Raw genomic sequence first — 12,688 nt, forward strand, 5'->3', positions numbered from 1 at the left:
TGAACGTATCTACCGACAGTCATTTTTGCTCTGGGTTCTCCGACTGTTGGATTTTGAACCGCTCAGACCTCTAGGAGGGCTTTCGCATGTTCATTTTAGCACGCAGCCTCATTCTGGGACAGCAGCTACCACCCGCCTCGCATCAAATCGCTGTCCACCGCTCGATCTCAGCGCCAGAGGCAGCAGATGGCCTCTGACCAGGACAGGACGAGAGGCACTGCTCTTGGGGCAGCCCGACGGTACGTCCCGCATCTCCCCGCCGAGGAGTGGGCCGCCGTTGAAGGTTTCGTCACGGCGGCGGTCGAGGACTGCTCCGGTCAAACCGCGCATTCAGACCGAGTGCTGTTGGGAACAGCAGTGCGGCTGGTGCATTGGGCGTGGCGGACCGGCTTGCCTCTAGAGCGCCCGGTGGTGTTCCACCGTTCCACAATCGTCCGGTTCATCGCGGTACGGTGCGGCTGCTGGACGAAAACGACACGCAACACGTACCGGTCCCGTCTGCTACGCATGGGCGAAGTGCTTGCCCCAGAATGCCAGACGACGACACTTCCTGGCCTGTCCGATAGTTCTGCTGTTCTCCCGTACTCCTCCGCCGAGCAGGCCGCTCTTCGTTCTTGGGCCACCGGTCAACGGACCGCAGGGCGTCGGGCCGACGCGAAGGTCTTGCTCGCGCTCGGTATGGGCGCGGGTCTCATGGGCGGAGAAATCGTGCCCATTCGGCGCAAGGACATTGTCTCGGACCAGCGGGGAATCCTCGTTCAGGTCGTGGGACGGCGGCAGCGGCTAGTGCCTGTGCTCGCAGCGTGGGAGGAGATGCTGCTCGACATTCTGTCTTCCCGCACAGATCCTGAGGCGTTCGTGTTCCGACCCGATGCCGCACGACCCAACCCGAACGTCATCGCACACTTCACGAGAGGCGACGGCGGCGAGCCGTCAACCTCCCGGATGCGCACGACCTGGATCGTCGGGCATCTCACGACAGGAGTTCCGGCGCGCGCGTTGATCGCTGCCGCAGGCGTGGACGGTTTCACCGCGTTCCAGCGATGCATCCCGTATCTCCCCGAGCCGGATAGCGAGCAAGCCGGGAAATTGCTTCGACGTCCGATGCCCTCCTCATGACCGCTGAGCTTCCACCCGACGAAGCATTGGAACGCCGTTGCGCGTCCCTGTTCCCAGCGAGATCAGGAAAGAAGGCGGGAACGTTCAAGGGCAAGCACAGCACTGACACGGTCCAGCTCGCCGCCGAGCTCGTCGACGAGTCCGGCATCGTGGAACTGTTGAACGTATGGCGGCGCGAGGATGATCCCGGCCACGGGACTCGCGGAGGTAGGCCCGCGATATTCTCGGACCGGCACGTCCTGATCCTGCAGATGCTCCACGCCATCACCGACGATCCCCTGCTGTTCACCGAGCTGGCGAACACCGTGCACAGGCGCTTGGATCCGAAAAGCTACGAGATTCTCGCCTTGCCCCCGATGCCGGATGCGGACTACGGCAGCATCTACACGAACCTGCGCCGAGCGGCAGGACGCTTTCTCGATGTGATCGACTCCGCTCCGTTCAACTCAGGCAAGCGACTCACCTACTCGCAGGTGCAAGAGATCCGCCGCCGACGTGCAGAGATCACCGACCATCTCGCGAAGAAGCACCAACGCGCCAGCTGGGTCACCAACCAACTCCTCCACATGACCCATCGGCTCCTGCCCACCGAGATCCGAGCCAACTGGAAGGGCACGATCTGCGTGGACGGCACAGCGATGCCAGTCTGGGGAGCCCGGGGCTCTCCCCGCAAAGCCGACTTGAGGCCAGACTCGATATGCAGCCCCGAATTCGACGCGGGCTGGCACGTGCGCAGCGCAGAAGACCACAAGGACGACAAGCGGTTCAAACGCAAGCGCGACAAGTTCGTCTGGGCCTACGAGGCCACCATCGCCGTCATGGCTGACGACCCCGACACCACCGGCCAGTTCCCCAAGCTCGCCCTCGCCGTGTCCCTGGAGAAACCCGCCGGACAAGTCTCCGAGAACGCGATGATCTGTGTCAATGAGATCGTGAACAGGGGTCTGCCGGTCAACTACTTCGTCGGCGACCGCGCTTACCTGCCCAACGCCAAGATCGAGAAACTCCAAGAGCCCCTCAAAGCACTCGGTTACAAACTCGTCGCCGACTACAACCGCGACCAACTCGGCATCCAAGACCAGCATGCCGGGGCGATCATGGTAGAGGGAGTCTGGTATTGCAAGGCCATGCCAGAAGCCCAGGTCAACGCGAGCATCGACTACCGCGACGGGAAGATCAGCAAGCAGGTGCACTACGAGAGGATCGATGCCCGCCGCCCCTATCAGCTCCAGGTCAAGAGCAATGCCGACCACAACGGTGTCGTGCAGGTACGCTGCCCTTGCGCTGGACCTTCGCCTACAGTGAACTGTTCACTCAAACCCCCGAAAAACGGCAAACCAAACCTCGGCATCCCGACCATCCTCAAACCACCCGAACACCCCGACCGGATCTGCACCAACCGCGAATCCGTCGCCTTCGGCCCCAAAACCGGACTGAAATACGGCCAAGCCGTTCCATACCACAGCAAAGAATGGCACCAGCTCTACGGCACACCTAGAAACACGGTCGAAAGCGGCAACAACAGGATCAAAGACGAAGCCAAAGCCGCGCTAAAGCTGCCAGGACGACGACGAGGACGTGGATACACCTTACAAATGCTCTACGCCGCGTTTCTCATCGCCGGAACCAACATCCAACTCATCAACAGCTTCCGCGCCAAAACAACCACGACAAGAACAACAGAGAAGATCGTGGTCAGAACCGACAGACGACGCAGGAAGACAACCCCCGACTCCTACCGTCAACGAGCGAACGCCCCACCGCTGGTCGGACCCGCAGCGGAAGCCGCCGCCAACTAGCCGCACCCGCTGGTGCGGCTACAAGTCGTTGGCCAACCTCGAAAACTCAGCCGCTCGGCGGTGAATGACAAGAGCTGAGAACCAGAAATCCCCTCCCGAAGTGAGTTCGGGAGGGGATTTTCCGTTGAGGCGATCCATTCAGATCGCTCTCCGTTTGAACTTGTGGGTTCTGCAACTAACCGCAGGTCAGTAATGCAAATAGCCCCCAGTGGAGCTGCCGAGAATCGAACTCGGGTCCTTCGTCGCTTCAAAAGGCCTTCTCCGTGCGCAGTCCGTCAGGTCATTGCTCGGGCCTCCTGGTCACACGGACAAGCCAGGAAGACGGCCCCAGTCACTGTGAGATGTCACCGCCAACCCCGTGACCGGGCTGGAAGTTGCATCCCTCTTGCTGATGCCAGGCTCCGGGCCGAGGGCTCTCCCGGTCTGACAGACACGCTATCGCTTAGGCAGCGAGGGCGTAGTCGCGCTGAGTAGTGTCGGCGCTTATATTTTTTACAACGACGCTTATACGGTGGTCAGTTGCCTGCACCGGCACGCTTCTCCTTCATCGACGTTCGAAGTCGAAACCTGTCAGCCCCTAACGCCGCCAGCCGCGGAGAACGGCTGACAGGACGAGTATACCATTTGCGCGGTTCAGGACATCCCTTTTCGGGCTCTTCCGATTGCCCTGACGACTTCGCGGTCCGCGTCTCGTTTGGCGAGGTCTTGACGCTTGTCGTGCAGCTGCTTTCCTCGGGCGAGGGCGATTTCCACCTTGACTTTGCCCGCTTTGAAGTACATCGACAGGGGCACCAGGGTGGTGTTTCCTTCTCTGGTCTTGCCGACGAGGTTCTCGATCTCCCGCCGGTGCAGCAGCAGTTTGCGGGTCCGCGTGGGCGTGTGGTTGGTCCAGCTGCCGTTGCGGTATTCGGGTATGTGGACCCCGCGCAACCACACTTCGTCGCCGTCCACGGTGGCGTAGGCGTCGGAGAGGTTGGCGTGGCCCTCGCGCAGGCTTTTGACCTCGGTGCCCTGCAGCACCACCCCGGCCTCGTACACGTCCAGGATGGAATAGTCATGCCTGGCTTTGCGGTTGCGCGCGATCAACGCCTCGTTCGGGTCGTTTTTCTTCACGCTCTTCATAACTCAAAGAGGTTACCAGCCTGCGCACATGCTTTTCGCGCCTCAGCTGGGGGCTTTTTCTTCCGGGCTCGGGTTCCTTCGGGCTCCGGCCTTTTGGGCTCAGGTGCGCACGTACCAGCGCAAGGTCACGTACGCGGTCGAGGCCGCGAGCACAGCGCCGATGACTGTGACGAAGGGGGCGAGCTGCCACACGTCTGCGACGGAGACAGGGGCGATGAGGCCGGCGAGTTGGAAGTCTTGCAGGGAGTTCTGGAAGAAGACTTTGCGGGAGACGAAGAGCCCGATGACGGCGAGGAAGGAGCCGAAGAGCGAGGCGATGACGGCTTCGACGAGGAAGGGCAGCTGGGTGTACCAGCGGGTCGCGCCGACCAGGCGCATGATGGCGATCTCGTTGCGCCGGGTGAACGCGGCGATCTGCACCATGTTCGCGATGAGGAAGACCGCGATGACGGCGGTGATGACGGCCATGGCGAAGGCGACGTCTCTCGCCCCGTCGAAGACGTGGAACACGCGTTTGACCAGTTCTCGCTGGTCGATGATGCTTTGGACTTTGCCTTTCAGCGCCGGGTCGTCGCGGAATTTCTCCACGAGCTGCCCGAAGGTCGCCTGATCGGCGGCGGTGACTTTGAAGTAGGCGAGAAGCGCCTCTTTGCCGTGCTGGGCGGTGAGCTCCTGAAGGTCGGGCTGGTCGGCGAAGACGCGGTGGATGGCGTCGTCGTACACCTGGTCCGGGGAGAGGTAGCGGACCGACGCGACGCCGGGTGTGGCTTTGAGCTTTGCTTCGAGGGCTTTGCAGTCGTGTTGCTCGCATGCGGGGTCCGGGTTGGTGAAGTCTTTGGACAGGTTCACCCGGATCTCCAGTTCGGAGAGGAACTGCTGCTTGCTGCGGTCGGTGAGGCCGACGACCAGGATGCCGGTGCCGAGCATGGTGAGGGCGATCGCGGAGGTCAGAATCATGGCGACGGCGATGGTGATGTTTTTCCGGAAGCCGGTGAGCACCTCGCCGATAAGGAACTTCAAACGCATATTTCTTGAATTACCTTCCGACTCCGTAAACGCCTTTGGCCTCGTCGCGCAGGACTTTTCCCAGCGACAGCTCGATCACCCGCTTGCGCATGGAGTCGACGATGTGATGGTCGTGGGTGGCCATGAGCAGCGTTGTCCCGCCGTGCCGGTTGATCCGCTCTAACAGGCTCATGATTTCGCCGGAGGTCTCCGGGTCGAGGTTGCCGGTGGGCTCGTCCGCGATGAGGACGAGCGGCTTGTTCGCGAAGGCGCGGGCGATGGCGACGCGCTGCTGCTCGCCGCCGGAGAGCTCGTGCGGCAGCCGGTCGGCTTTGCTCGCGAGGCCGACGAGTTCGAGCACCTCGGGCACTGTCTTTTCGATGATGGCGTGGGGCTTGCCGATCACTTCCAGCGCGAACGCGACATTCTGGGCGACTGTCTTCTGTTGGAGGAGGCGGAAATCCTGGAAGACGCAGCCGACGGTTTGCCGCAGCCGGGAAATGCGCCTCGCGGGCAGCTTGTTGACGTGGAAGTTCGCCAAATGGATGTCGCCCGAGTCGGGGATGTCATCTCGGATGAGCATGCGCAGGAGGGTGGACTTCCCGGAGCCGGAGGGCCCGATCAGAAACACGAACTCGCCGTCGTCGACTTCGATGCTCACCTTGGACAACGCCGGTCGGGTGGACTTCGAGTACGTCTTGGAGACGTTCTGGAGACTGATCACAGGGTGCAAGTGTAACGGCTGCGCCGCGCGGACCGGCCAGGCGCGGCGCGATCGGAGCGCTAGGAGACCGAGGCCCCGGATCGCCGCCAGCGGATTCCCGACTCCAGGAAGCCGTCGATGGCGCCGTCGAGGACGGCGCCCGGATTGCTCTCCTCGTATTCGGTGCGCAGGTCTTTCACCATCTGGTACGGGGCGAGGACATAGGAGCGCATCTGCGTGCCCCAGGAGGTGCCGCCGTCGCCTTTGAGCGCGTTGAGCTGCTCTTGTTCCTCGTGACGGCGGCGCTCCAGGAGCTTGGCCTGCAAGACCCGCATCGCCGAGAGCTTGTTCTGCAGCTGCGATTTCTCGTTCTGGCAGGTGACGACGATGCCGGTGGGCAGGTGGGTGATCCGCACAGCGGAGTCGGTGGTGTTCACCGATTGCCCGCCGGGGCCGGAGGAGCGGTAGACGTCGACGCGGATCTCGGCCTCGGGCACATCGATGTGGTCGGTGGTCCCGACGACCGGCAGCACCTCCACGTCGGCGAAGGAGGTCTGCCGCCTGCCTTGGTTGTCGAAAGGGCTGATCCGCACGAGACGGTGGGTGCCCTGTTCGACGGAGAGCGTGCCGTAGGCGTAGGCGCTTTTGACCGCGAACGTCGCGCTTTTGATGCCTGCCTCTTCCGCGTAGGAGATGTCGTACACCTCCACCGGATGTTTGTGGCGCTCGGCCCAACGGATGTACATGCGCATGAGCATCTGCGCCCAGTCGGCCGCGTCGATGCCGCCCGCGCCGGAGCGGATGGTGACCAAGGCTTCGCGCTCGTCGTACTCGCCGTTGAGCAGCGTGCGCACTTCGAGCGATTCGATTTCCGCGCGCAGCGTTTTGCGCTCCGTGTCGGCTTCCTCCAAAGCTTCCTGCCCTTGCGCGCCCTCCTCGTCCTCGGCGAGCTCGTAGAGCACATGCAAGTCGTCGAGCCGGGAGCGCAAGCCCGTGACGGCGCGCAGCGTGGCCTGTTTGCGGGCGAGCCCGCTGGTGACCTCTTGGCCCCGTTCCTGGTCTTCCCAGAGCGACGGGTCGGCGGCTTGGGTTTCGAGGTCGGCGATTTCGGCCCTGAGCTTGTCGAGGTCGAGCGCCGACTCCACTGTGCAGAGCGTTGTCGCAAGCCCAGCCAGATCTGCTGTGACGTCTGGATGCATAGGAAATGAGCTTACCGTGCTCGGCGCGAGCCGAATCCCACAAGCGCCAGGCTCGCGCGCGGCCTGGGGTCGGGGGTCACGGGCGCTCGTCGCGCCAAGGCTCCGCCGATGCGTCGCCGGCGATCTGCCAATGGGTCGCAGCCTTGCCGGGCAGATACGCGGCTTGGCATGCCTGCCCCACGGACGGCCACGGGGTTTGAGGCCCTATGACCAGGCGCTGGTAGACCTCGGTCGGCGGCAGCTCGGGGCCGCTGAGAATCCCGCTGATGGCGCAAAAAGCCTCGTCCGAACCCGCTGGCCGGTTCACTGGGCTCACCCCGGTGAACGTGAGCGTGGCTGGCCGGGCGTGTGCGCCAACACCACCGCTCGTTGTTGCGGCGAACCGCCGCCACAACAAAAAGCCGAGGAGCGCCAAGAGGACGATTGCGAAAAGCTCGACCATATGTCCAGGCTACGCTCGACAGCCATGAGCACTCCGACCCCATGGCGCGATGACCTCGGCGCCGCACTGCGCCTCGCGGAGGCCGCCGACGCCATCACGATGAGCCGTTTTCTCGCTTCAGACCTGGTCGTCAACGCGAAACCCGACCTCACGCCGGTGACCGAGGCGGACTTGGCGGTCGAGACTCGAATCCGCGAGCTTCTGGCCGAGGAGCGGCCTGAGGACGCCGTGCTGGGCGAGGAGTTCGGCGGGACGGCGGTTTTCGCCGGAAGGCAGTGGGCCGTCGACCCGATCGACGGGACGAAGAACTATGTGCGCGGCGTGCCGATCTGGGCGACGCTCATCGCCTTGCTCGTGGACGGCGAGCCGGTGGTGGGCGTGGTGAGCGCCCCGGCGTTGCACCGGCGGTGGTGGGCCGCGTCGGGCTCCGGCGCGTTTGTCTCGAGCGCGGGGGGCGCCCCTCGGCGCGTCCGCGTCTCGCAGGTGCGCGATCTTCACGACGCGAGCCTTTCGGTCTCCGACTGGCGTGAGGGGCGTTTCGGCGAGAGCATCCGCGCGCTCGAGGCTTCGGTCTGGAGGCTGCGCGGCTACGGTGACTTCTATCACTATTGCCTGCTCGCCGAAGGGGCTCTCGACCTCGCCGCAGAACCCGAGGTGTCGCTCTGGGACATCGCCGCCCCCGACGTGATCGTCCGCGAGGCAGGAGGCTTTTTCAGCTCGTTGGAGGGCCAAGCGGGGCCCCATGGCGGGAGCGCTCTGGCCAGCAACGGTATATTGCACGACGCGGCCCTCGGGGCCATGAGAGGAGCGGGGGCATAGCCGCTCGACGCCCCCGGACCACCCCCCCGGACGGGCATTGCTACTGCCGAGTAACATTACCTTCGAACCAAGGCAACTTCGGCGATAGGAACCTCGACGGACATGTCCACCAAACCCGCTTCTTCAGACGCTTCCCCCAAACCGCTCTCCACCAAAAAAACCAGCCCGGTCGGCTTGGGGCTGCGCGCCCTTTCTGCGATCACCGGCTCGGACCTGGTCAACAAGTACGACCTCAACAAGCAGCTCTCCTGGACCGCGTACAACGCGGGCAAGACCGGCTTCAAAGCCCTCGGCGTGGCCAACCGCGTCTTCAAACAGGTCGGCGGCAGCAGCAAAGGCTCCCGCCCCGCCCGCACCTCGAGCGACCTGTTCGACCTCACCCCCGAGGACGACCAGAAGCTGATCGTCGAGACCGTCAAGGAATTCGCCGACGAGGTGCTGCGCCCGGCCGCCCTGGCCGCCGACGGCGCGGCCGCCGCGCCGCAGTCCATCCTGGACCGCTCCACAGAACTCGGCGTCACGCTCATCAACGTGCCTGAGGAGTTCGACGGCGCGGCCAGCGAGCGCAACGCGATCACCAACGCCCTCGTGGCAGAGGCGCTCGCGCACGGCGATCTCGGACTCGCGCTGCCGATCCTCGCGCCGAGCGCGGTCGCCATCGCCCTCGGCGAATGGGGCACCGACGGCCAGCAGAAGACCTACTTGCCTTCCTTCGCCGAAGAAAAAGCCCCGCAGTCCGCGTTCGTCATCGCGGAGCCGCAGCCGCTCTTCAACCCCTTCGAACTGAAAACCAAAGCGGTGCGCACCCCGAGCGGCTTCAAGCTCAACGGCGTGAAGGCCCTGGTGCCCGCCGCCGGGTCCTCGGAGCTGTTCATCGTCGGCGCGCAGTTCGAAGGCAGCCCCGCGCTCTTCATCGTGGAGTCCGGCAGCAAGGGCCTCACCGTCGAGGGCGACCCCAGCATGGGCCTTCGGGCCGCGGGGATCGGCCGCCTGAACCTCGACAACGTCGTTCTGCCCTCGAGCGCTCTGCTGGGCGATCCCGAGCCGCAGGTCCGCGAGAACAACTACACCGAGTCGGTGCGCCTGGCCCGCATCGCTTGGGCCTCAGTGGCCGCCGGCGTCGGACAGGCAGTCTTGGACTACGTCATCCCCTACGTGAACGGGCGCGAGGCGTTCGGCGAGCCGATCAGCCACCGCCAAGCGGTCGCGTTCATGGTCGCCAACATCGCCATCGAGCTCGACGGCATCCGTTTGGTCGCCCTGCGCGGGGCCTCTCGCGCGGCGCAAGGCCTGCCGTTCGCCCGCGAGGCGGCGCTCGCCCGCCGCCTCGCCGCCGAGAAAGGCATGCAGATCGGTTTGGACGGCGTCCAACTGCTCGGCGGACACGGCTTCACCAAGGAGCATCCGGTCGAGCGCTGGTACCGCGACTTGCGGGCCGTCGGCGTCGCCGAAGGCGTCATCCTCGTCTAATTCCCCCACTGCTGATAGAGAGGATTTCGCGTTATGCCTATCAACCTCGAACTTTCCAAAGATCTCGAAGCCGCTGTGCAGAAGGCCCACAAAGTCGCCACGGATGTCTTCCGGCCGATCTCGCGCAAGTACGACATCGCCGAGCACGAGTACCCCTCGGAGCTCGACGCCTTCGGAGCGGATCCGGTGGCGAAGGAATTGCTCTACCCCGACAGCAACGTCGAGGCCGTGCTGAACATTCTCGAGCTGTGCTGGGGGGATCTCGGCCTGACGCTGACCATCCCCGGCAACGGGCTCGGCAACGCGGCGATCGCCGCCGTGGCAACCCCGGAGCAGCTGGAGAAATTCGGCGGCGAGTGGGCCGCGATGGCGATCACCGAGCCAGAAGCCGGTTCGGACTCCGCGGCGATCAAGACCACCGCGACGCTCGACGGCGACGAGTACGTCATCAACGGCGAGAAGATCTTCGCCACGGCGGGGGCTCGCGCGAAGAACATCGTCGTGTGGGCCTCGGTCGACCCGAGCGCAGGGCGCGCGGCGATCAAATCCTTCGTGGTCCCGCGCGACACCCCCGGCGTGAAGCTGGTCCGCGTCGAGCACAAACTCGGCATCAAAGCCTCTGACACAGCCGCGATCCTCTTCGAGAACGTCCGAGTCCCCAAAGAGAACCTCCTCGGCTCCCCCGAAGTGAACGTCGAAAAAGGCTTCGCCGGGGTCATGCAGACCTTCGACAACACCCGGCCCATCGTCGCCGCGCAGGCGCTCGGCGTCGCACGGGCCGCGTTGGAGCAGCTGCGGGAGATCCTGGAAAAGGAAGGCGTCGAGATCAGCTACGACAAGGGCGCGTACAACCAGCAGTCCGCCGCGGCGGACTTCCTGGCGCTCGAGGCGGACTGGGAAGCGGCGTACCTGCTCACGCTCAAATCGGCATGGCTGATCGACGCGAAGAAGCCCAACTCCAAAGAGGCTTCCATCGCCAAGGCCAAGGCAGGACGCACCGCGACGGCGGTCACCCTCAAAGCCGTCGAGCTCGCGGGCCTCTACGGCTACTCGCAACAGGCCCTGCTCGAAAAATGGGCCCGCGACGCGAAGATCACCGACATTTACGAGGGCACCCAGCAAATCCAGCAGCTCATCATTGCGCGGCGCACCCTGAACCTCACTTCCGCGCAGCTCAAGTGACCCGACGCTCCGAGAAAAGGCTCTAAATCATGGCGATCAACCTCGAACTTCCCAAGAAGTACGAACAATTCCTCACCCTCGCCCACGACTTCGCGGGCAACTATCTTCGGCCCATCGCGCGCAAATACGACCTCAACGAGCACGCCTACCCTGTCGAGATGGACGTCATCGGCGCCGCGTACGACGCGATGAACGAGACCAGCAACATGGGCGAGTCGGTGAACACGCAAGCCAAAGACGACGCGGAGGAAACCAAGTCCCCTGACGGCAAAGCGGCGAACAAGAACGGCGCGAACCTCAACTCCGTTCTCGCCATGGCCGAGAGCTGCTGGGGCTGCCCAGGGCTGACCTTGACCATTCCCGGCCAGGGCCTGGGCAACTCCGCCATCGCCGCCGTCGCGGACGCGGACCAATACCGCCGGTTCGGCAAGAAGTGGGCGGCCATGGCGATCACCGAGCCGGGATGCGGCTCGGACTCCGCTGCGATCCGGACCACCGCGACGCTCGACGGCGACGAGTACGTCATCAACGGCGAGAAGATCTACGCCACTGCGGGCTCACGGGCCAGCCACATCGTCGTGTGGGCCACCGTGGACAAAAGCCTCGGTCGCGCGGCGATCAAATCCTTCGTGGTCCCGCGCGACACCCCGGGGGTGAACCTGATCCGGGTCGAGCACAAACTCGGCATCAGGGCCTCCGACACCGCCGCCTTGATCTTCGACAATGTCCGAGTGCCGAAAGAGAACCTGCTCGGCTCCCCCGAAGTGAACGTCGAAAAAGGCTTCGCCGGGGTCATGCAGACTTTCGACAATACCCGCCCGGTGGTCGCCTCCATGGCGATCGGCGTCGCACGAGGCGCCTTGGAGGACCTTCTGGAAATCCTGACCGAGGCTGGTGTGGAGATCAGCTACGACAAACCGCCGCATGTGCAGCACGCAGCGGCTGCGGAGTATTTGCGCCTTGAGGCCGAGTACGAGGCCGCCTACCTGCTGACGCTGAAATCCGCGTGGATGGCGGACAACAAGATGCCGAACTCGCGCGAAGCTTCCATGGCCAAAGCCAAAGCCGGGCGCATGGGCTCGGACGTGACGCTCAAAGCCATTGAGCTCGCGGGCCTGTACGGCTACTCGCAGCGCGCCTTGCTGGAGAAGTACGGCCGCGACACGAAGATCTTCGACATTTACGAGGGCACCCAGCAGATCCAACAGTTGATTGTCGCCAGACGCACCCTGAACCTCACGTCCGCAGAGCTGAAATGAGGCGCCGGAAAAACCTGCCGCTTTGATTTTCGGCAACAACCGCAGGAGCATCGACACGACATTTTTCCAGTTCACATTCATATCAATGCAGTGATCCATACGATATAATCGATCTTGCAGCTCGTGGGAAACACGAGTTCTCAACAAGAAGGAGTCGACCATGTACACCCTTGCCACCGCTCCCCTCGCGAACACGACCCTGCTGGCGAACGAGGTGCTCGCGTCCGCGACAGAGTACACGAAGTACGGTTGGATCGGTTACATCATTATCGGCGGCCTCGCTGGTTGGATCGCCAGCAAGTTCCTCGGCACCGACGCCCAGCAAGGTGTCCTGCTCAACGTCGTTTTCGGTGTGGTCGGCGGCCTCCTCGGCGGCTGGTTGTTGAGCCTGCTCAGCATCGGTGGGACCGGCGGTCTCATTTTCACGTTCGTCACCGCTCTGATCGGCGCGGTGATCCTCATCTGGATCTGGAAGCTGATTAGCAAGAAATGATTTTTCGGCTTGGTGAAAGACGCTCTCGAAGCCTCTCTCACCAGAGCTGAGAACGAGTCCGGCCGGGTGGTCTGCG

12 protein-coding genes and 1 other RNA gene are annotated in these 12,688 nt (G+C 63.8%); 7 read left to right on the plus strand and 6 right to left on the minus strand.

The window, feature by feature from the left end:
• The first annotated feature begins 186 nt into the window (after positions 1-186).
• Positions 187-1,119 (plus strand): hypothetical protein, encoded by a 933-nt coding sequence (locus tag SROT_RS16490; protein WP_013138652.1) that lies wholly within the window; start codon positions 187-189, stop codon positions 1,117-1,119.
• The gene (locus SROT_RS08695) at positions 1,116-2,918 is read left to right on the plus strand and encodes a hypothetical protein (protein WP_013138653.1); all 1,803 of its coding nucleotides are present in this window, start codon (positions 1,116-1,118) and stop codon (positions 2,916-2,918) included. The genes SROT_RS16490 and SROT_RS08695 overlap by 4 nt, the downstream gene beginning before the upstream one ends.
• Positions 2,919-3,124: 206 nt before the next feature.
• Here the strand turns inward: SROT_RS08695 and ssrA are convergent.
• From ssrA to SROT_RS15665, 6 genes are all read right to left on the minus strand, one after another.
• Positions 3,125-3,496, minus strand: a transfer-messenger RNA (tmRNA) gene (ssrA, locus tag SROT_RS16090).
• 55 nt (positions 3,497-3,551) lie between these two features.
• On the minus strand, positions 3,552-4,040 hold the full coding sequence (smpB, locus tag SROT_RS08700) for an SsrA-binding protein SmpB (protein WP_013138654.1): 489 nt from the start codon (positions 4,038-4,040) through the stop codon (positions 3,552-3,554).
• A 99-nt stretch (positions 4,041-4,139) separates the two neighbouring features.
• Positions 4,140-5,066 (minus strand): permease-like cell division protein FtsX, encoded by a 927-nt coding sequence (gene ftsX / locus SROT_RS08705; protein ID WP_013138655.1) that lies wholly within the window; start codon positions 5,064-5,066, stop codon positions 4,140-4,142.
• A 10-nt stretch (positions 5,067-5,076) separates the two neighbouring features.
• Positions 5,077-5,769 carry a cell division ATP-binding protein FtsE gene (gene ftsE, locus SROT_RS08710; RefSeq protein ID WP_013138656.1) on the minus strand — a complete coding sequence of 231 codons (693 nt, stop codon included), beginning with the start codon at positions 5,767-5,769 and terminating at the stop codon, positions 5,077-5,079.
• A 59-nt stretch (positions 5,770-5,828) separates the two neighbouring features.
• Positions 5,829-6,947, minus strand: a complete 1,119-nt coding sequence (gene prfB, locus SROT_RS08715; RefSeq protein WP_013138657.1) for a peptide chain release factor 2 — start codon at positions 6,945-6,947, stop codon at positions 5,829-5,831.
• Between the two features lie 76 nt (positions 6,948-7,023).
• Entirely contained in the window at positions 7,024-7,389 is a 366-nt protein-coding gene (locus SROT_RS15665; protein ID WP_013138658.1) for a hypothetical protein, read from the minus strand.
• 24 nt (positions 7,390-7,413) lie between these two features.
• Here SROT_RS15665 and SROT_RS08725 point away from each other — a divergent pair, with 24 nt between their 5' ends.
• The 5 genes from SROT_RS08725 to SROT_RS08745 all read left to right on the plus strand — a co-directional run bounded on the left by SROT_RS08725 (position 7,414) and on the right by SROT_RS08745 (position 12,612).
• Entirely contained in the window at positions 7,414-8,208 is a 795-nt protein-coding gene (locus SROT_RS08725) for an inositol monophosphatase family protein (protein ID WP_013138659.1), read from the plus strand.
• A gap of 102 nt (positions 8,209-8,310) precedes the next feature.
• Entirely contained in the window at positions 8,311-9,678 is a 1,368-nt protein-coding gene (locus SROT_RS08730; RefSeq protein ID WP_013138660.1) for an acyl-CoA dehydrogenase family protein, read from the plus strand.
• Positions 9,679-9,711: 33 nt separating this feature from the next.
• A complete protein-coding gene (locus SROT_RS08735) occupies positions 9,712-10,860 on the plus strand; it encodes an acyl-CoA dehydrogenase family protein (protein ID WP_013138661.1) in 1,149 nt (382 codons plus the stop codon).
• A gap of 29 nt (positions 10,861-10,889) precedes the next feature.
• On the plus strand, positions 10,890-12,119 hold the full coding sequence (locus SROT_RS08740) for an acyl-CoA dehydrogenase family protein (protein ID WP_013138662.1): 1,230 nt from the start codon (positions 10,890-10,892) through the stop codon (positions 12,117-12,119).
• A 160-nt stretch (positions 12,120-12,279) separates the two neighbouring features.
• A complete protein-coding gene (locus tag SROT_RS08745) occupies positions 12,280-12,612 on the plus strand; it encodes a GlsB/YeaQ/YmgE family stress response membrane protein (RefSeq protein WP_013138663.1) in 333 nt (110 codons plus the stop codon).
• Positions 12,613-12,688: the final 76 nt, after the last annotated feature.

This window comes from Segniliparus rotundus DSM 44985, from assembly GCF_000092825.1.
GTDB classification, from domain to species: domain Bacteria; phylum Actinomycetota; class Actinomycetes; order Mycobacteriales; family Mycobacteriaceae; genus Segniliparus; species Segniliparus rotundus.

Coding starts and splice junctions, on each gene's coding strand:
- prfB (WP_013138657.1), bottom strand. CDS start 6,947: ATGCATCCAGACGTCACAGCAGATCTGGCTGGGCTTGCGACAACGCTC.
- SROT_RS08695 (WP_013138653.1), top strand. CDS start 1,116: ATGACCGCTGAGCTTCCACCCGACGAAGCATTGGAACGCCGTTGCGCG.
- SROT_RS08745 (WP_013138663.1), top strand. CDS start 12,280: ATGTACACCCTTGCCACCGCTCCCCTCGCGAACACGACCCTGCTGGCG.
- SROT_RS08730 (WP_013138660.1), top strand. CDS start 8,311: ATGTCCACCAAACCCGCTTCTTCAGACGCTTCCCCCAAACCGCTCTCC.
- smpB (WP_013138654.1), bottom strand. CDS start 4,040: ATGAAGAGCGTGAAGAAAAACGACCCGAACGAGGCGTTGATCGCGCGC.
- SROT_RS08735 (WP_013138661.1), top strand. CDS start 9,712: ATGCCTATCAACCTCGAACTTTCCAAAGATCTCGAAGCCGCTGTGCAG.
- SROT_RS08725 (WP_013138659.1), top strand. CDS start 7,414: ATGAGCACTCCGACCCCATGGCGCGATGACCTCGGCGCCGCACTGCGC.
- SROT_RS15665 (WP_013138658.1), bottom strand. CDS start 7,389: ATGGTCGAGCTTTTCGCAATCGTCCTCTTGGCGCTCCTCGGCTTTTTG.
- SROT_RS16490 (WP_013138652.1), top strand. CDS start 187: ATGGCCTCTGACCAGGACAGGACGAGAGGCACTGCTCTTGGGGCAGCC.
- SROT_RS08740 (WP_013138662.1), top strand. CDS start 10,890: ATGGCGATCAACCTCGAACTTCCCAAGAAGTACGAACAATTCCTCACC.
- ftsX (WP_013138655.1), bottom strand. CDS start 5,066: ATGCGTTTGAAGTTCCTTATCGGCGAGGTGCTCACCGGCTTCCGGAAA.